Origin of the sequence: Vreelandella lionensis (genome assembly GCF_002087295.1) — a bacterium.
In the GTDB taxonomy this organism is placed as follows: domain Bacteria; phylum Pseudomonadota; class Gammaproteobacteria; order Pseudomonadales; family Halomonadaceae; genus Vreelandella; species Vreelandella lionensis.
Window position 1 is genome coordinate 1 of record NZ_MWVI01000047.1, and the last position, 18,708, is coordinate 18,708.

General features: G+C 58.1%; 13 protein-coding genes and 3 pseudogenes. 6 read left to right on the forward strand and 10 right to left on the reverse strand.

Features of this window, described 5'->3' with window-relative positions:
* Positions 1-78: 78 nt before the first annotated feature.
* The 6 genes and pseudogenes from glpK to B4967_RS05550 form a co-directional block, all read right to left on the reverse strand.
* Complete coding sequence (gene glpK / locus B4967_RS05525; protein ID WP_083024101.1) at positions 79-1,563, reverse strand: glycerol kinase GlpK; 1,485 nt, start codon at positions 1,561-1,563, stop codon at positions 79-81.
* 149 nt (positions 1,564-1,712) lie between these two features.
* The gene (locus tag B4967_RS05530) at positions 1,713-2,471 is read right to left on the reverse strand and encodes a DeoR/GlpR family transcriptional regulator (protein WP_083024102.1); all 759 of its coding nucleotides are present in this window, start codon (positions 2,469-2,471) and stop codon (positions 1,713-1,715) included.
* A 116-nt stretch (positions 2,472-2,587) separates the two neighbouring features.
* Positions 2,588-4,425 (reverse strand): annotated as a pseudogene (locus B4967_RS05535) (SLC13 family permease).
* Positions 4,426-4,554: 129 nt separating this feature from the next.
* Positions 4,555-5,357 (reverse strand): annotated as a pseudogene (locus tag B4967_RS05540) (enoyl-CoA hydratase-related protein).
* Positions 5,354-7,534 (reverse strand): acetate--CoA ligase family protein, encoded by a 2,181-nt coding sequence (locus B4967_RS05545; RefSeq protein WP_083024104.1) that lies wholly within the window; start codon positions 7,532-7,534, stop codon positions 5,354-5,356. The pseudogene B4967_RS05540 and the gene B4967_RS05545 overlap by 4 nt, the downstream one beginning before the upstream one ends.
* Before the next feature lie 72 nt (positions 7,535-7,606).
* Positions 7,607-8,416 carry an enoyl-CoA hydratase/isomerase family protein gene (locus B4967_RS05550; protein WP_083024105.1) on the reverse strand — a complete coding sequence of 270 codons (810 nt, stop codon included), beginning with the start codon at positions 8,414-8,416 and terminating at the stop codon, positions 7,607-7,609.
* Between the two features lie 188 nt (positions 8,417-8,604).
* Between B4967_RS05550 and B4967_RS05555 the strand changes: the two genes are divergently transcribed.
* Positions 8,605-9,498, forward strand: a complete 894-nt coding sequence (locus B4967_RS05555; RefSeq protein WP_083024107.1) for a MurR/RpiR family transcriptional regulator — start codon at positions 8,605-8,607, stop codon at positions 9,496-9,498.
* A gap of 137 nt (positions 9,499-9,635) precedes the next feature.
* Here the strand turns inward: B4967_RS05555 and B4967_RS05560 are convergent.
* Positions 9,636-10,615 (reverse strand): annotated as a pseudogene (locus tag B4967_RS05560) (NADPH:quinone reductase).
* A 177-nt stretch (positions 10,616-10,792) separates the two neighbouring features.
* On the opposite strand from B4967_RS05560, the gene B4967_RS05565 reads away from it, so the two are divergent.
* Both B4967_RS05565 and nfo read left to right on the forward strand, forming a co-directional pair.
* Positions 10,793-11,569 carry a glycerophosphodiester phosphodiesterase family protein gene (locus tag B4967_RS05565; protein WP_083024109.1) on the forward strand — a complete coding sequence of 259 codons (777 nt, stop codon included), beginning with the start codon at positions 10,793-10,795 and terminating at the stop codon, positions 11,567-11,569.
* 72 nt (positions 11,570-11,641) lie between these two features.
* Entirely contained in the window at positions 11,642-12,502 is an 861-nt protein-coding gene (gene nfo, locus B4967_RS05570; RefSeq protein ID WP_083024111.1) for a deoxyribonuclease IV, read from the forward strand.
* On the opposite strand, the gene B4967_RS05575 is transcribed toward nfo, so the two are convergent.
* Positions 12,472-13,059, reverse strand: a complete 588-nt coding sequence (locus tag B4967_RS05575; RefSeq protein ID WP_083024112.1) for a helix-turn-helix domain-containing protein — start codon at positions 13,057-13,059, stop codon at positions 12,472-12,474. The genes nfo and B4967_RS05575 overlap by 31 nt on opposite strands.
* A gap of 135 nt (positions 13,060-13,194) precedes the next feature.
* Here B4967_RS05575 and B4967_RS05580 point away from each other — a divergent pair, with 135 nt between their 5' ends.
* Positions 13,195-14,400 carry a benzoate/H(+) symporter BenE family transporter gene (locus B4967_RS05580; RefSeq protein ID WP_083024114.1) on the forward strand — a complete coding sequence of 402 codons (1,206 nt, stop codon included), beginning with the start codon at positions 13,195-13,197 and terminating at the stop codon, positions 14,398-14,400.
* Positions 14,401-14,487: 87 nt separating this feature from the next.
* Here the strand turns inward: B4967_RS05580 and B4967_RS05585 are convergent, their stop codons facing one another.
* On the reverse strand, positions 14,488-14,922 hold the full coding sequence (locus B4967_RS05585; RefSeq protein ID WP_083024116.1) for a hypothetical protein: 435 nt from the start codon (positions 14,920-14,922) through the stop codon (positions 14,488-14,490).
* 252 nt (positions 14,923-15,174) lie between these two features.
* Here B4967_RS05585 and B4967_RS05590 point away from each other — a divergent pair, with 252 nt between their 5' ends.
* Together B4967_RS05590 and B4967_RS05595 are read left to right on the forward strand one after the other, a co-directional pair.
* Positions 15,175-16,908: a proline--tRNA ligase gene (locus tag B4967_RS05590; protein WP_083024118.1), complete on the forward strand. Its 1,734-nt coding sequence runs from the start codon at positions 15,175-15,177 to the stop codon at positions 16,906-16,908.
* Positions 16,909-16,987: 79 nt separating this feature from the next.
* The gene (locus tag B4967_RS05595; RefSeq protein ID WP_083024144.1) at positions 16,988-17,500 is read left to right on the forward strand and encodes a transglycosylase SLT domain-containing protein; all 513 of its coding nucleotides are present in this window, start codon (positions 16,988-16,990) and stop codon (positions 17,498-17,500) included.
* Here the strand turns inward: B4967_RS05595 and B4967_RS05600 are convergent.
* Complete coding sequence (locus tag B4967_RS05600; RefSeq protein WP_083024120.1) at positions 17,497-18,699, reverse strand: PqqD family protein; 1,203 nt, start codon at positions 18,697-18,699, stop codon at positions 17,497-17,499. The two genes, B4967_RS05595 and B4967_RS05600, sit on opposite strands and share 4 nt — an antisense overlap.
* Positions 18,700-18,708: the final 9 nt, after the last annotated feature.

The window sequence follows — 18,708 nt, forward strand, 5'->3', positions numbered from 1 at the left end:
GCGCGCCATGCCTGGCGCACCATAAAAAGCGCCGCTATGCGGTAGCGGCGTTACATGACTTACTCAACTGTCGTAAATTTAGCTGGAGCGCACTCGAGAAACCGCATCTAGCCAGCCTTGATAGAGCTTTTCGCGAGTAGCTTCTTCCATGGTAGGCGTAAAGCTTCGCTCGCAGCGCCAAAGCTGCTCGATCTCTTCTAAGGTGTCGTACCAACCCAAGCGTAAACCGGCCAAATAGGCAGCCCCTAGCGCAGTGGTTTCTAGAATCGTCGGGCGATCCACCTGAACATTGAGCATATCGGCCAAGAACTGCATGACCCAGCTGTTCTTCACCATGCCGCCATCGACACGCAGGTTGCCCGGTGCAGCCTCCATATCATCGTTCATACAGTGCTGCAGGTCGCGGGTTTGGTAACACACCGCCTGCAGCCCCGCCGCAACGATTTCGGCAATGCCAGTATCGCGGGTTAAGCCAAAAATCGCGCCACGGGCTTTGGGGTCCCAGTGGGGCGCGCCTAGCCCGGTAAAGGCTGGCACCAAATAAACGCTGTGGCCGCTGCGGGTTTTCTGGGCCAGCGCTTCGGTTTCAGAGGCATCGGCAAACAGGTTCAAACCATCTCGTAGCCACTGCACCGTTGCTCCCGCCACAAAGATGCTGCCCTCCATGGCATAGGTGGGCTTGCCGTTAATGCGGTAGCCAATGGTGGTCAGCAGGCGATTACGCGATACCGAGGCTGTTTCCCCGGTGTTCACGATCATAAAACAGCCAGTACCGTAAGTGCTTTTACCCATACCGGGTTTAAAGCACGCCTGCCCAACAAGCGCCGCCTGCTGGTCGCCCGCCACCCCTGCAATCGGCAGTGGCGCACCCAGCCAGTGGGCTTCCACGGTGCCAAAATCGTCGCTTGAATCTTTCACCTCGGGGAGCATATTGGCGGGCACGTTAAACAGTGCCAGCAGCTCGTCATCCCAAGTTTGGTTATGAATATTAAACAGCGCCGTGCGCGAGGCATTGGTGGCATCGGTCACGTGCTGCTTGCCATCGGTCAAGCGCCACATCAAGAAGCTATCGACGGTGCCAAACGCCAGCTCGCCCCTGGCGGCGCGTTCGCGCGCCCCTTCTACGTTATCGAGTATCCAGGCAAGTTTAGTCGCTGAAAAATACGGGTCAATCAACAGGCCGGTTTTGGCCTGCACGGCCTCGGTGTGGCCCTCGTCACGTAGCGCCTGACAGCGCTCGGAGGTGCGCCGGTCTTGCCACACAATGGCGTTGTAAAGCGGCTTACCGGTGGCGCGGCCCCACACCACGGTAGTTTCACGTTGGTTAGTAATGCCTACGCCATCCACTTGTTCTGGCGTTATCTTGGCTTTGCTTAACACTTCGCGGCAGGTGGCAATCACTGAATCCCAAATGTCTTCGGGATTGTGTTCAATCCACCCATCTTGCGGAAAGTGTTGAGGAAACTCTTGCTGGGCAACTGCCGCTATTTGGCCTTGGCGGTCAAACAGAATCGCGCGGGAGCTGGTCGTGCCTTGATCGATGGCGAGAATAAAGGAGGACATATCGCGTTCACTTTGTTGTAGGATCTTTCGATTTTGTCTGTTTTGTTTCGTTTTATTATCATTCAAGGCTACTCCAGGCGTCTGGAATGCTCAAGTATGACACTCTGCCACCTTAGCCAAAGCACCCCTAAGCGCTGTTGTAGCAGGCGCTAAGCAATGTGCAGCGCTACATCGTGTTGGGTGAGCAGCCGTTGAATCGCCTCGGGGGGCTTACGGTCGGTAAACAGCGCATCCAACTGTGAGATATTGCCCTGACGCACCACCGGATTACGGTGGAATTTCGAGTAGTCGGCGGCTAGATACACCCGGCGGGAGTTGGCAATGATCGCCTGGGCAACGCGCACCTCTTGATAGTCGAACTCCAGCAGCGAGCCATCCTCGTCGATGCCGCTGATCCCGATGATGCCGTAATCCACCTTGAACTGATTAATAAAGTCGATGGTGGCCTCGCCGATAATACCGCCATCCCGTGAGCGTACCTGCCCGCCCGCGATGATCACGGTGAAGTCCTCTTTATGCTGCAGGATGGCGGCCACATTCAGGTTGTTGGTAATAATCTCCAGCCCCTGATGCTCTAAAAGCGCCTGGGCAATCATCTCGTTACTGGTACCGATATTAATGAACAGCGATGCGTGGTGAGGAATGTGCTGCGCCAAGCAACGGGCAATGCGCTCTTTCTCTTCTAAGTGCAGGGTTTTACGGGTGCTGTAAGCAGTGTTAACGGTGCTGGACTCTATCCCAACGCCGCCGTGAACCCGGCGCACGCGGCCTTCGTTGGCCAGTGTATTTAAGTCACGGCGAATGGTTTGCGGCGTCACCGCGAAGTGTTCAGTGAGCTGCTCAATGCTCATATAGCCGTGCTGGCGAACCAGTTCGACGATGGCATCCTGGCGGTACTGTTGGTTCATAAGCCCGGCCTGTTCGATATTTGTTGGTCTATGTGCGTTATAGATTAGCAAAATTTTCGGAATCTAATAGCGCGAACATTCGAACAGGCCAGGTGCTGCCATTACTTTAGGCTATGTTAGAGCGGCCACACCCACAAAATCGCGGGAATGGCTACGGCCATCACCACAAGCGAAAGCGGCAACCCCAGTTTCCAGTAATCTCCAAACCGGTACCCCCCGGGGCCCAGCACCAGGGTATTCGACTGGTGTCCAATCGGGGTTAAAAACGCACAGGAGGCGCTGACGGCTACCACCATCAAAAACGGGTCCAGCGAGGCATCGAAGCCGTTGGCGAGGCTCGCCGCAATCGGCGCCATAAGTAGAGCCGCTGCCGCGTTGTTTACCACGTTGGAGAGGAGCATGGAGAGCAGAACAGCCCCACCAAGGAAACGACAATCGGCCACTCTACGCCAAACCGCAGCAGCGCATCGGCAATGATATCAGCACCGCCGCTGGTCTCCAGCGCTTCGCCCACTGGCAACATGGCGGCAAGCAGCACAATCACCGGACCATCAATAGCCTGGTAGCCATCCCTTAGCGGCAGCACGCCAATCAGCAGCGATACTAGCGCCGCCGTGCTCATCGCAACAGCCGCGGGCAAAAGATCAAACAGCATCGCGCCAATCGCTAGCGCGAAAATACCCACCGAAATAGCCAGCTTACGCGGCTGGCCTAAATGCAGCTCTCGGCTGGCCAGCGGCAGGCACCCTAGGCTCGATAAACTGTCGGTGATTTCGTTTTCACTGCCTTGCAGCAGCAACACGTCACCCGTTTGGAAACGGATATCCCGCAGGCGTTGCTTCAAGCGACCACCATCTCGGGCCACGGCCACTAAATGCAAACCAAACTGATGGTTGAGGCGAAGCTGCCGGACGCTGCGATTGATCATCATCGAATCATTGCGGACAACGGCTTCAATGAGCTGCAGGCCTTCAGTATCGACCGGTTGGCGCTCATCGTCCTTCTTAGCGTCAGTTTCCTGCTCCTGCTCCTCCTCTGGCTCTTCGGGCTCAGCGATGGCGCTTAGGCCTACTTTGTCTTCCAGCAGTTTTAGCTCATCGGGCCCTGCTTCCAGCAAGAGGATATCGCCCTCTTGGAGCACCCCATGAAACTGATAGCCCGCCCGGCGGTTATCTTCCCGAACGACCGCCAAGACTGGGATGGTCTCATCCAGCTCGTCGCGCAGTTGCTGCAGGGTAAGGCCGTTGGCTTTAGAGTCTTTGGTAACGTTGAGTTCTACCAGATAATTCGCGGTATCAAACATATCGTCTGCCGCCGCTTGACCGCTGCGTTTAGGCGTTAGACGCCACCCCACCAGCACAATAAACGCCAAACCAGCCAGTGCGACCACAATCCCGACGGGCGAGAAGCTGAACATGCCAAAGTTCTCACCGGTGATATTTCCCCGGTAGGCAGAAATAATAATATTGGGAGGCGTACCAGTCAGCGTGGTCAGCCCTCCCAGCAGAGAGCCAAACGCCAAGGGCATTAGCAGCAGCGAAGGAGACGTATTGTGTTCACGGGCAAGCCGCATTGCCACCGGCAGCAGCAGCGCCAGCGCCCCTACGTTCTTCATCACACCGGACAGCACAACGACAGTACCCACCAGTACGAGCAGTTGCAGCATTAAGCGCTCACCCACTTTGAGCACCTGATTGGCGATGACATCCACCACGCCAGAGCGCTCAAAGCCACGGCTTAACACCAGCACCGCTGCCACGGTAATCACTGCAGGATGGCCAAAGCCTGCAAAGGCTTCATCCGCTGGCACCAGCCCGAGCATTACGGAACCTAGCAGGGCCGCCAAAGCCACCAAATCATAACGAAACCGGCCCCAGATAAAGGCCACTAGCGTGAGCCCCAGCACGATAAACACCAGCGTGCTGGGGGTCAGTCCTAAACTTTCCAGAGTCATTCGCGTGCCATCTCCCTATGTTGTCGCTCCTCTTCCCTGACACGGAAAGCGTGGAGTGTTCAGCATCACATTAGGCGATGACTATACAGCCGTACAAGCACTGAAAAATAGGGAAAAATAGCGCGCGGGTTAGCGTTTCATTCGTGCCAGTAACCGCTCGACGGCTTCTAGATGTTCCGGCTCGTTGTGGCACATGCCTTGGAAAACGGCGCACACATCCAGAAACGGATGTAGCTCCATATCCGTGGCCATTTTCATGAGCCGCTTGGTGAGGCGTGTCGCTTTCGGCGGCTGGGCCACGATGCGGTTGGCATGGGCCAGAGCGGCTTCCATCAGTTGCTCCGGCTCCACGACTTCCAGCACTACACCGTAGGCAAGCGCTTCATCAGCGCTGATAACCCGGCCTGAAAGGGTTAGCTCAAAGGCACGCTGGTAACCAATTTGGCGCTGCATAAACCACGCCCCGCCATCGCCGGGGATAATGCCTAGGTTGAGAAACGTCTCCCCAAAACTCGCCTTACGGGACGCAATACGCAGATCGGCCATGTTGGCCAAATCAAACCCGGCACCAATCGCTGCCCCGTTCACGGCGGCGATGATGGGCACTTCTACCTGATGAAGCGCCAGGGGCATTCGCTGAATCCCCGTGCGGTAGCGCTCAGCGACTTCGGCTACATCCCCCGCAAAATCGCCGCAGCGTTCGGCCATGTCTTTTACATTGCCACCCGCGCAAAAAGCGCTACCCGCCCCTGTGATCACCAACACTGAAACATCCTGGCAACGGTTCACCCATGCGGCGGTGGCGACGATATCATCCACCAGCGCCGTGCCGGTAAGCGCATTGCGCACGTCGTGGCGGTTAAGCGTGAGGTTGCCACACGGTTTTCCAGCGTTAGGGTAGCGTCGGTTAATTCAGGTAGCGTTTGGCTCATGATTGGCGCTCCACGATGATTCGTGCATCGACGATGGCATAGTTAGCGGCAGAATGACCTTCTGGGTAGGCAATCACCGGGTTCAAGTCTAGCTCGCAAATCTCCGGGTAGGCCTCCACCAATTGGGATACCTGCATCAGCAGTGACACCAGCGCCTGCTTATCGACACCCGCCGCCCCGCGTACTCCCGCCAGCACTTTTTGCGCTTTGAGTTGATCGACCATGGACTGCGCGTCGCGCAGGGTCTGCGGCAGCGAGCGGAAGGCTACGTCCTCAAGCACCTCCACAAAGATACCGCCCAAGCCAAACATCAGCACCGGGCCGAAAATCGGGTCGCGGAGCATGCCGATAATCACCTCAACGCCCTTCTCCGCCATTGGCGTGACCAGCACGCCCTCTATCTGGGCGTTCGGATCGTAAGCCTGGGCGTTTGAGTGAATGGCCTGAAAGGCATCGCGCAGTGGGGCTTCACCCACCAGGTTTAGCTTGACCCCGCCCGCGTCGGATTTATGCAGAATATCTTTCGAGACCACCTTCATCGCCAGCGGCTTGCCCTGCGTACGCTGGGCGATCTCGGCGAGTTCGTCCTCACGACGCACCAACCACTCCTCGGGCACCGCGATACCGTGTTCCGCCAGCAGCCCCTTCGCCTCAAACTCCAGTAAATCGCGCCCTTCCGCCTTGGCCGCTTTTAGCATGGCCTTGCCTGTTTCCGATGGCGCGGCGGGCGCTATCGTCTCCTGCACTTGTTGGCTGGCCAGGTACTCTCCTCGCTCACCTAAGGCAGCAAGCACGCGCACTGCATGCTCAATCGAGGAATACACCGGCAAACCGGCTTCGTGTAAACGGCGCAGCGCAGGCGGCTTGATGGGTGCGTAGAGGCTGTAAATCACCAGCGGCTTCTCGGAGGCTTGAGCAAGCTCTACCATGCGCTCCGCGCCACGCATCTCGTCGCCCATCAGCGACTCCGCAAAGCGCAGGCTATACCCGCCGAACATGCCGACCAGGAAGACGCTATCGACGCCTTCATCCGCCATCACCAGCTCAATGCAGCTTGCCAGCAGCGAGGGGTTCGCATCCGAGGAGCCCGCCACGTCCACCGGGTTAAGGGTAGATGCCTGAGGCAGTAACACCTCGCGCAGTGCAGAGCGGGTAGCGTCAGAAAGCTCGGCCAGCGTCAGGCCCGCCTCTGATAACCGGTCGGCGGCAATGGTGGCTTGGCCGCCGCCGTCAGAAATCACCGCCACGCGCTTACCGGGGGCTTTTTGCAGCCGCCCCAAGCCTTCCGCCACGGGCAGGATTTCATCGGAGTACTGCACCACGCTAACGCCTGCCTGGCGCAACAAATCGACGGTCATTTGGTAACTACCGGCCAACGCACCGGTATGAGAGCTGGCAGCCTTTTGGCCCTGCTCGGTGGCACCGGATTTATACACCACCACCGGCTTCATGGCGGTCACGTCACGGGCCACTTTCAGAAACTGCTGCCCATCACGGAAGCCTTCCACGTAGAGCGTCGCCACACGCGTGTGCTCGTCTTCCCCTAGGTAGCGCAGGTAATCGTTAAAGCCGATATCACTCTGATTGCCCGGGCCAACGTAGGTGCTAAACCCCACCTGCCCGTTGTGCTGTGCCTCCAGCGCCAAGGAGAGCAGCATATTGCCGGATTGAGACACGATGCCAATATCACCCGGCTTAACGTTATCCAGCGCCAGCAAGTTAATCTGATGGTGCAGGTTAAACATGCCTGAGGTGTTCGGGCCGATAATACGCACACCGTGGGCACGGGCGGCCTCCACCATTTGCGCCTCCAATGCCGCACCCGCTTCACCGGTTTCGCCAAACCCGCTGGCCAGAATCACCGCCCCCTTCACGCCACGGCGGCCACACTCGGCAATCAGCGCAGGTACGGTGGCGGCAGGCGTACACAGCAGCGCAAGTTCGGGGCTGCCCGGCATCTCGGCAATAGAGGGCCATGCCTTCACACCTAGAATATGATCGGCTTTTGGGTTGATCGGGTAGATGCTCCCCCGGTAGCCGCCGTTGATCAGCCCTACCATGGCTTTATAGCCTCGCTTGGTCGGGTCTGCAGAGGCTCCAACGATGGCAATGCCGGTGGGGGCTAAGATGTCGTGCAGCGGGCTGCGGACTGGAAGATGACCTTCGATAGTGTTCATGGCGTAACCTGTTTGACAAAGAAGTGCGCAACGACTTGATTCAGAGCTCGTTTCTAAGGGTTAAGCCCACACTCATTGGCCCTGAAAATTAGGCGGGCGCCGCTCGGCAAAGGCATCGACCCCCTCTTGCCAGTCGTCGGTGGTGGAGCAGGTAAACACCGCATCCAGCTCCTGCTGCAGCTGGCTCTCCATGCTGGTATGGGCGCTGCGATTGACCAGCGGCTTGAGCATCGCCATAGAAACCGGTGCCTGCTTGGCAAGCCGCTCGGCAAGTGTTTGCGCTTCGGCCATCAGCTGCGCTTGGGGGTAGCTGGCCAGCGCCAAGCCGATCCTGGCGGCTTCTGGCCCATGAAGTTTGTCGCCTAAATAGAGCAAGCGCCGGGCTTGGGTAAGCCCCACCAGTTGAGGCAGTAGTTTTGAAACACCGCCGCCCACGCAAGTGCCAATACTGGTTTCTGGAAAACCAATCTGCGCCTCATTGGCCATCACGATAAAATCACAGGAGACCGCTATTTCCGCGCCAGCCCCCAGCGCATAGCCGTTCACAGCAGCTACCACCGGCTTACTGAGTTTGGTAATGGCCTCGCACACATCATTGCCTAGCTGCAAGTACGTCCGGCGCTGAAACAGCGTGCGCTTAGCGCTGCCGTGGGCCTTCATATCGGCACCGACACAGAACGCGCGCCCTTCACCGGTCAGCACCACCGTCCGGACCTGAGGCAACTGCTGTGCTATTCGCAGCACATCCAGCAGCTCTTGGTAGAGCGCCTCAACAACGGCGTTGAGGCGCTGCGGGCGATTTAGTCGCACGGTCAATACGCGGGCATCCAGAGTGACCAGCAGCGTTTCATAATTGGGCAGCGCAGTAACGTCAGCAGACATGGTGCTTTTTCTAACCTCCTCGGATCAGTCGTCAAAACTTAACGAAACGTTTGTTTCTTTATTTTAAATAAAAAGAAACGAATGTGTTTTTTTGAACGATAGAGTAGTCGCTGGGACGACGTCAATACATCTGTTGCAAAAACATTTATCATTGGCACAAATGTTTTATTTTCATAAAAGAGGGTGCCATGCCAGACAACGCCACTCACGCCACCAGCCTGGACAGCATTCACCAGCAGCTAGCCGAGAGCTACGCGGCGCTTAGCCCACAGCTCAAGCGCGCCGCCAGCTATGTGCTGGAACATCCTGCTGAGATGGCGTTTCAGTCGATCCGCAAAACGGCTCAGGCAGCATCCGTCACTCCCTCCACCCTGGTCAGGCTAGCCAAGCGGCTTGGGTTCGAGAGCTACGAGCCGTTTCGGGAGGTGTTTCAATCGGCGGTGCAGGCAGCGCCGGTGGAGCTATCCGGCCGCGCCAGCCAGTTGAAGCAGCAGCATAGAAACCCAGAAGCGGCGCTGTTTGCGGAGGTAGGCGACGCAGCCTTCGATAATATTGGCAGGCTGTTTACGGCGGATAACCAAACGCGCGTCAAAGAGGCCGCCGAGCGAATCTTGGCCGCGCGGCGAGTCGCCGTGGTCGGGTTTCGCGACACCTTCGCCTGCGCGTACCACTTTGCCTACGTGGGGCGCATTGCGATGCCGGAAGTGACGCTCATTCGCGGACAGGAGGGAGGCTTGCTCACCGAGTTGGCCCCGTTCAACGAGCAGGATGTGGTAGTGGCGTTTGGCTTTGAACCCTACTGCGCCGAGACGGTGAAGGCGCTGGAGATTACTCGCGCCAACGGCGTGCAGGCGATTGTAATTACCGACACGCTGCGCTCGCCGCTGGTGCCGGGGGCCAGCGTAACGTTTACCGTTGCCAACGCTACGCCGCACTTTTTCCCGTCGATATTAGCGGCAATTACGCTCAGCGAAGCGATTTTGGCGGAGTGCGTGGCATTCGGCCCCGACCAGCTGGTCGATAACGTGACCCGCTTTGAGAGCCGAATGCGTCAGTTGGGAGCGTATATAGAGATTGCCTAAACAGTCGCTTAGTAATGTCATCAGATCGGAACAACCCTAGGCGGGGGCGCTGTGAATCCTTCCATGGACGCTACTTTCGCCATCCATGGCGAAAGACCCCCGCTACGGGATGATTCCGATCATCTCTAGTACCATTATCACGGCAATAAAATAGTAGAACCGGTAGTTTTACGGCTCTGTAGCGCATCCTGAGCCTTACCGGCGTCTTGCAGCGGGTAGCGGTTGGCCACGTCAATTTTGATTTTGCCGCTCTCAATCATGGCGAAAAACTCGTCGCACATCATCTCTAGGCGCTTCACGGGTGTCGGCGTAGCCGTTCAGGCTTGGGCGAGTCACAAACAGCGCGCCTTTTTGGTTCAAAATACCGATATTCACGCCATCCACTGGGCCAGAAGAGTTGCCGAAACTCACCATCAGCGAGCGGGGCTTCAAGCAGTCCAGCGACATTTCCCAGGTGTCTTTACCCACCGAGTCATACACCACGTCACACATCTCGCCGTTGGTCAGCTCGCGCACACGCTCCACCACGTTCTCTTCGGTGTAGTTGATGGTCGCCCATGCACCGTTGGCCATGGCTAGGTCGGCTTTTTCCTGAGAGCTAACCGTACCGATCAGCTTCACGCCCAGCGCTTTAGCCCACTGGCAGGCAATAGAGCCAACGCCCCCGGCCGCCGCGTGGAACAGAATGGTCTCACCGCCTTTAAGCTCATAGGTTTGACGCAGCAGATACTGCACCGTTAAGCCTTTTAGCAGGCTAGCGGCAGCGGTTTCAAAATCGATAAAATCCGGGAGCTTGACGACTTTGGACGCAGGCAGCGTGTGCAGTTCGGCGGTATGCGCCCAGCGGGCCTTGGGCGTAAGCCACCCGGTCACCCACTTTGAGATGCGTGACGCCCTCACCGACCGCATCCACAATGCCCGCGCCTTCGGTGCCTAGCCCTGTTGGCATGGCGGGCGCAGGGTAAAGTCCCGTACGGAAGTAGATATCGATAAAATTCAGCCCCACCGCTTTGTTAGCGATGCGCACTTCACCGGCAGCGGGAGCGGCAGGTTCGACATCGACCCACTCCAATACCTCTGACCCACCAGTGTTAGCAAGTTGTATACGCTTAGACATCAATGACACTCCTGTTGTTAATTATTGGACATACCCTGCGCGCTATCCAACCGCGTTGGGCGTCATTAATCAAGCCATTAGCTCACTAGGCCGACACGTCGTCGTCATGCACCCATGCTAAACTTGGCAACATTGTGCTTCATGACGCTCAATTGGCGACCACTACACGGAGTGGCTATGACCCATCCCGCAATTTCTGTCCCCACGCTCATCGCCCACCGCGGCTACTCCGCTGCCGCGCCCGAAAACACCCTGGCAGCCGTACGCGCCGCCCACCAAGCAGGCGCAACCTGGGTGGAATTGGATGTACAGCTGCTGAAGGATGATACACCGGTCATGTGGCACGATGGCGACGTTCGCCGCTGCTCAGATGGCCGTGGCGAGCTCGCCAACCTGACATGGCAACAGGCACAGCAGTTAGATGTGGGCAGTTGGTTTGGTGACCGCTTTGCGGGGGAAAAGATGGCCAGCCTGGAGGCTATGCTCGCCCTTCTAAACGAGCTGGAGATGGGCGTTAACTTAGAAATCAAGGTCAACAAAGGGCGTGACCCCATCCGTTTGGTGGACGTGGTCTTGCCTGCTGTTCTAGCCGCCCTCCCCCCTGAGCGGCTAGTGATCTCGTCGTTCGACCCCGTAGCCTTAGCCCACTGCCGCCAACATGCCCCTAAAGAGGCCCTGGCGTTAGGCGCGCTGTTTGGCAGTGTGCCCAAAAACTGGCGCGAACAGTGCGAAGCGGTCGAGGCGTTTAGTATTCACCCTCATTGGCCGCGGCTCAAACAGACCCAGGCCGCCGCCATGTGCCGCGACGGCTACCAAATTCTTTGCTACACCGCCAACGACCCCAGCGCGTTTGATAGCCGCTGGGCCTGGGGCATTGCCAGCGCCATTACCGATGAACCTGCTGCCTTTAAACGCTACCTAGACAACCGCAAATGCGCAGGCCAGCCCGCTTAACCTGTTTAACCTGCTTAAACTTAAGCAATGACACTGGGGCAACGTCGCTGGGACAATATGATAAGGAGAACGATGAACTATCTTGGTGCGCACGTTAGCGCGGCGGGCGGCGCGGATCAGGCCGTCCTTCGTGCTGTTGATATCGGTGCAACGGCGTTTGCGCTGTTCACCAAAAACCAGCGTCAGTGGAAAGGGAAACCGCTAACGGACGAGGCCATTTCGGCCTTCAAGCAGGCCTGCAAAACCCACGGCTTTGGCCCTGAGCAGATTCTGCCCCACGACAGCTATCTGATTAACCTGGGTCACCCAGAAGCTGAAGGGCTAGCCAAGTCCCGCGCGGCGTTTTTGGATGAGATGCAGCGCTGCGAGCAGCTAGGGCTGACGTTGCTCAACTTCCATCCAGGCAGCCACCTGAACAAGACCAGCGAAGCCGAGTGCCTGGCGCGCATTGCCGACTCCATCAATGAAGCGCTGGCTGACACCCAGGGCGTGACCGCCGTGATCGAAAACACCGCGGGCCAAGGCACCAACCTCGGCTGGCGTTTTGAGCACTTGGCCGAAATTATCGATCAGGTAGAGGATAAATCCCGGGTGGGCGTGTGTATCGATACCTGCCACGCTTTCGCTGCCGGGTACGATCTCCGCACCCGCGACGCGACACAGGCCACCCTAGATGAGCTTGGCAAGGTCGTAGGTTTTGAGTACTTGCGCGGCATGCATTTGAACGATGCCAAAAGCGCCTTTGCCAGCCGCGTTGACCGCCACCACAGCCTGGGTAAGGGCAATATCGGGCTGGATGCCTTTAGCACCATTATGCAAGACGAGCGCATCCACGGCATTCCGATGATTTTAGAGACCATCGAACCCGAGATCTGGGCCGATGAGCTCAACTGGCTACGCGCTCAAGTGCCAGAGGCCGCGCCGGGCAAGTAGTGAATCACGTCGTGAAAGCGTAATCGCGTCGCGGTGTTATTACGCATGGCGTGGGGCCGATCAGCAAAAAAGCGCAGCCCCTCGCCTGCCCGAAGCGTTTGCCAGCGCTCGTCAATACGCAGCTCCATCTCTCCTTCCACCACCACGATGTGCTCCACCACCCCGCTGGCGTGGGCCGACGATTCACTGAGCGCCCCAGGGGCGAGCTCGATCATGAACATCTCGAAGCCCAGCAGCGGGTCGTAAGGAAACAGCAGCCGCGCCTGCATACCGGCGCTGTCGTCGCCCCATACCGACTCCCAGCCATCCCGGTGCAGCTCCCCTAATGCGGGCTTGTCGCTATCGAACAGCGTCGAAAACGACACCCGAAAGCCGCTGGCAATCTTCCAGAGCGTCGAGACCGTCGGGCTGGACTCGCCCCGTTCGATCTGGCCGAGCATGGCTTTGCTCACCCCGGTTTCACCGGCAGCACGATCCAGGCTCCAGCCACGCTCTTTGCGCAGTTGCCGCATCGTCCCCGCAATATGTTCCGCAATGGTGTGTGGCTCACTGGCCATTGGCTTCTCCTGACTACCGCTTTGGATATGTGACACAGCCTGCAGCCCCTATTGTGCGCTATAACGCACAGTGGTAACGTGGCGATTGTGCGCTATAACGCACATTTTGCCATCACCGCTTGGGAGAGGCCACCCATGGAAGCGCCATCCACCTGCCACGACTCCGCTGCGCCCAGTCTTTGGCGCGATATTAGTTTGTCTACGGTCATTGCGGGCTTCGTCGCCGTGGTGATTGGCTATACCAGTTCAGCGGCAATTATCTTCCAAGCCGCAGCGGCCGCCGGTGCCAGCACCGCACAAATCAGTTCATGGCTGTGGGCGCTAGGCATTGGGATGGGCCTGACCTCGCTGGGGCTATCGCTGCGCTACCGGATGCCGCTATTAACGGCGTGGTCGACACCGGGAGCGGCGTTTCTGGCGACGAGCCTTCCCGGCATTCCCATCGAGGAAGCTATCGGCGCGTTTCTGTTCTCGGCGCTACTGATCACCTTATGCGGCGTCACGGGGCTGTTCGAGCGCTTGATGCGCCACATTCCCAGCGCCATTGCCTCCGCCATGCTAGCCGGTATTCTGCTGCGCTTTGGACTTGAGCTTTTTAACGTGATGGAGCGTCAGTGGCTGCTGCCGCTAGCAATGCTGGCCGCCTGGGTGGCAGGCAGGCGTTTATGGCCCACGCTGGCAGTGCCCGGCGTCCTGCTCACCGGCGTGGCTGTTGCCCTGTTGCAAGGCCAAATCAGCACGCAAGGTATACCACTCACGCCCACGCTCCCGGTTTTTACTGCCCCCGCGTTCAACCCAATGACGCTGCTGAGTATTGGCGTACCGCTGTTCGTGATCACTATGGCAACTCAAAATCTACCCGGCGTGGCGGTACTGCGGGCGGCAGGCTACCATCCCAACAGCTCGCCGCTGATCGCCTGGACAGGCGGCGCTACGCTGCTGCTCGCACCGTTTGGTGGTTACGCGCTCAATATGGCCGCTATTAGCGCCGCCGTGTGCATGGGGCCGGATGCTCATCCCAACCCCAAACGGCGCTATACCGCAGGCGTTGCCGCAGGCATTTTCTATATAACCATGGGTATTTTTGGGGCAACGGTGACCGGCATATTTAACGCCCTGCCCAGCGCACTCGTCTTGGCACTGGCAGGTATTGCGCTGCTGGGTACTCTAAGCGGTGGCTTAGCAGGCGCATTTGAAAAAAGCGAACAGCGCGATGCGGCCATCGTGACGTTTTTGCTAACCGGTTCGGGCATTACGCTGCTGGGGATCGGAGGAGCCTTTTGGGGCTTGGTGGCTGGCTTAGCGGTATTGAAAATCACCACAGCGAAAGCAACATCCTAAAAGCTGTGCGGCCATACATAAACGCCCCTGGCAGGTTAACCTGCCAGGGGCGTTTAAGACGTCCGTTCAGATAAAGACGCTAACCCTCTACATCGTGGCCAGCCGCTCTTCATCCAGCACGCCCGACATCCGAACCATGGCCAGCGCTTCATCCAAGCTGCCCATCTCTTCAATCACCAGCAGCTCGTTCTCCAAGCTCACCGGCTGGCCCGCTTTATCTGACAGCAGCTTCTCTAATGAAGCCATATCCATAGCGTCGTCTAAATGGTGAATATCCACCGATGCGCTACTCGCGCTGGGCAGGTAGATAGTGCCATTAGAGAAATCCACGGCATAGGCAATCACACCTGGAACGATGAAAAACAGCAAACCCACGCCATTGGCAATCGCCACCACCGGGTCAACATCACCGCTCAACTGCCCCTTACGTTCAGGGTAAAACATGGTACCGCAACCGCTTAATGCCACAATGGAGACACCTACAACGGCCCCCGTTAACCAACGGCGAACTGCTTGCTGCATGGAGGTTCCCTCGAAATCTTAACGTACCGATAGCCAATATCGTCGCGCTTATTATGTTCAAATCAAGGGCTATCGCATCAAAAGCAGCTTGATTCTAGCACACTTCAAGATCAGCACACGCTTGGCAGCCTAGTAAGGATTTTGCCGCCTTACCCGCTTAGCCGTACAATGCCGAATTCAACGCTCAATTAAGCGCTACGTTCGACACAACGATTCAGCATCACCGCTACCAACCAAGGAATGCTCACGCCCATGCGCGCCAGCCAATTATTGATTGCGACATTAAAAGAAACCCCGGCCGACGCTGAAGTTATCAGCCACCAGTTAATGCTGCGCGCCGGGATGATCCGCCGTCTCACCTCGGGCCTGTACACCTGGCTGCCACTGGGGCTGCGTACCCTGCGCAAAGTTGAAGCCATCGTGCGTGAAGAGATGAACCGTGCAGGAGCCCAAGAAGTATTGATGCCTGCCGTTCAACCCGCCGACCTGTGGCAGGAGTCTGGCCGCTGGGAACAGTACGGCCCTGAGCTGCTGCGTTTAAAAGATCGCCATGACCGCGATTACTGCGTGGGCCCGACTCATGAAGAAGTCATCACTGACCTGGTGCGCAAAGAGATCGCCAGCTACAAGCAGCTGCCGGTGAACTTCTACCAGATTCAAACCAAATTCCGTGATGAGATTCGCCCGCGCTTTGGCGTGATGCGCTCGCGTGAGTTCATCATGAAAGATGCCTACTCCTTCCACCTGGACGAAGCCTCGCTCAAAGAGACTTACCAAGGCATGTACGACGCCTATTCGCGTATTTTCACGCGCCTGGGCCTCGACTTCCGCCCGGTGATTGCTGATAACGGCTCTATTGGCGGCACGGGCTCTCACGAATTCCACGTGCTGGCCGACTCCGGCGAAGACGATATCGTGTTCTCCAACGCGTCTGATTACGCTGCTAACATCGAAAAAGCCGAAGCGCTGCCCGCGCCGCTGGGCAGCAACGTCGAGCGCGCGGCCCCCAGCGAAGAGATGCGTTTGGTTGATACACCGGATGCCAAAACCATCGCCACGCTGGTAGAGCAGTTCAAGCTGCCCATTGAGAAAACCGTCAAAACGCTAATGGTTCACGCGGCGGAAGGTGGCCTGATTGCACTGCTGGTACGCGGCGACCACGAACTCAACGAAGTCAAAGCGGAAAACCTGCCTCAGGTGAAAGCCCCGCTGTCCATGGCCAGCGAAGAGGAAATTCGTGCCGCCGTGGGTGCAGGCCCGGGCTCTTTAGGCCCAGTCGGTTTAAAAATGCCGATTATCATCGACCGCAGCGTTGCCTTAATGAGCGACTTCGGCGCGGGTGCCAACGTCGATGGCAAGCACTACTTCGGCATCAACTGGGAGCGTGATGCGGCTCTGCCTCAGGTCGCTGACCTGCGTAACGTCGTAGAAGGCGACCCGTCACCCGATGGCCAAGGCACGCTCTCGATCAAGCGCGGCATCGAAGTCGGCCACGTGTTCCAGCTTGGCCAGAAGTACTCCGAAGCGATGAATGCCAGCGTGCTGGGCGACAACGGCAAAACCAGCCACCCGTGGATGGGCTGCTACGGCATTGGCGTGACCCGCGTGGTGGCGGCGGCGATTGAACAGAACCACGATGAGTCTGGCATTATTTGGCCCAATGCCATCGCACCTTTCCAGGTCGCGCTAGTACCGATGAACGCGCATAGGTCACAGCGCGTGCGTGAAGAGTCCGAGCGCCTCTACCAAACGCTGACCGCCGCTGGTTTAGACGTACTGCTGGACGACCGTGACACTCGCCCTGGCGTGAAGTTTGCCGACCTGGAACTGATGGGCGTCCCACACCGTTTGGTGATTGGCGACCGTGGCCTAGACAACGGCGAACTGGAGTACAAAGGCCGTCGCGATAGCGAAGCCACTATGATTCCTGCCGACAAGATTGTCGACTTCCTGCGTGAACAAGCGGGCCTTGTTAGCGCCGAGTAATCGGCAGGTATGTCACTGAGCACTCCTTTGTTGGCGTTTGTCGCCTCGGTACGTGAAGTGGGCGCTGGTGGGCAGCATAATGGTGGCTGCCCACCCCGCGCCAAGCGTAGCCGAGCCTGCCCTACGCCCCACGCTGGAGGCATCCGACCCACAAACGCCCTACGTTCAGTGGCAGTTACAGCAGTGGCGCAGCCGTATGGATGCGCCGCTTTCCCGCTTTGTCGCCTCGCCTGAACAACGCCACACCTTACTCACTCGACTCTACCAAGAGGCCCGACTGGCCGGGTTACCGCCTGAGCTGGTGCTGGCGTTAATCCAGGTCGAGAGCGCCTTTAATGCCGATGCGGTCTCCTCGGCGGGCGCGGTAGGTCTCATGCAGATCATGCCTTTTTGGGTCGCTGAGCTTGGCCTGCCCATGGACGACCTTTCCGAACCCAACCGCAACCTGCGCTATGGGTGCACGATTTTAGCCCACTACCTTGCCATCGAACGGGGCGACTTTACCCGCGCTCTCGCTCGCTATAACGGCAGCCTGGGGAAGACGTGGTACCCGGAGCGAGTGCTCAAAGCATGGCGAGATCACTGGCGCTAAGCGTTAACGTCTTTAATTAATCCAGCGTGATAGAACTGCGCGAGTAGCTGAGCGATGTCTTGGCGAACCTGCTCAAATTTTGCGCCTGCAAAAAAGCCTGTGAGCGTGTCACTCACGGATTCCAGATCCAGCGGTTCGTGATTCAACAGCGCCCACGCGGCCCGCCTGGTGGTATTCAGCCGATGAATCGCGCCGCCCTCCTCGGCAATCACAAATAGCTCGTCGCCTAGTGGAAACTCAAACGCTGCCTCACTGGCTTGCCACTGGCGCGCATCCGTTGGCTCAAGGGCAGGTATCACGTCAGGAGTATCGCCACGGGGCTGGCTGGCCGGTGCCAAGCTCTCTAGGGTGTCACTACCCCAGCGTTTCGTGAGCCACTGGACTGCATCAAAGGCATCACGGTAGCGCAGCAGAAAACAGGGTAAGCCCTGAAGCAGTGGCAAGAAGCGCTCGATCAGCGCCTGGTCAGATTCGTGCTCGGCAAAATTTTGCTGTAACAGCTGCCATAACCCATCGCCTGGCTGAAGGCGGGTAAGCTGGGGCTCGTTTAGCGATTCATCGCGGTCAATCAGTAATATCGCCCCCAGCGGGCAGCGCTGGCCGTGGCTAGCTAACTGCGTATTGTCCAAACGAAGGTAACCATAGCGGGCATCCTGGGGGCCAAGGTGCGTTTGTACAAACTGACGAAACTCAAGAGACATCGCGTCAGGCAGCGGTAGCCGCAAGCGAGGTGCCACGCCCAGCGCAATCCCTTCCCCTTGCTTGTTGAGCGCCAGCACATCATCGCCAAACACACGCTGCCCGGCCGCAGCAAAGGCGGCGGTTAAGGTGCTTTTGCCCGCCCGGTATGTATCGGGAAAGATCACTAGCTGGCCATTGATTTCCACTGATCCGCAGTGCAAACCCACTAACTCCGGGTGACGATAAAAATACGCGCCGGCCGCATCCGCGATAACGCTACAGGCAGTTCCTACCGCACTGTCCAGCAGCGCTCCTTCAGGAAGCGCGGGCGCCTCTTGCCAACACCCTTGCGGGTGCCGCCATACGCAGATCTCCGGCGATTGGGTTTGCGCGGCGCAAGGCGTCAAGGGCCAGCCTGGCATGGCGGCTGTTAGGACGGGCAGCAACTCGTCGGCATTCACTAACCGAAGGCAAGGCCCAACGCCTTCGAGCGTATAATCTTGATGGTGGCTCGGCATAGCCGTTCC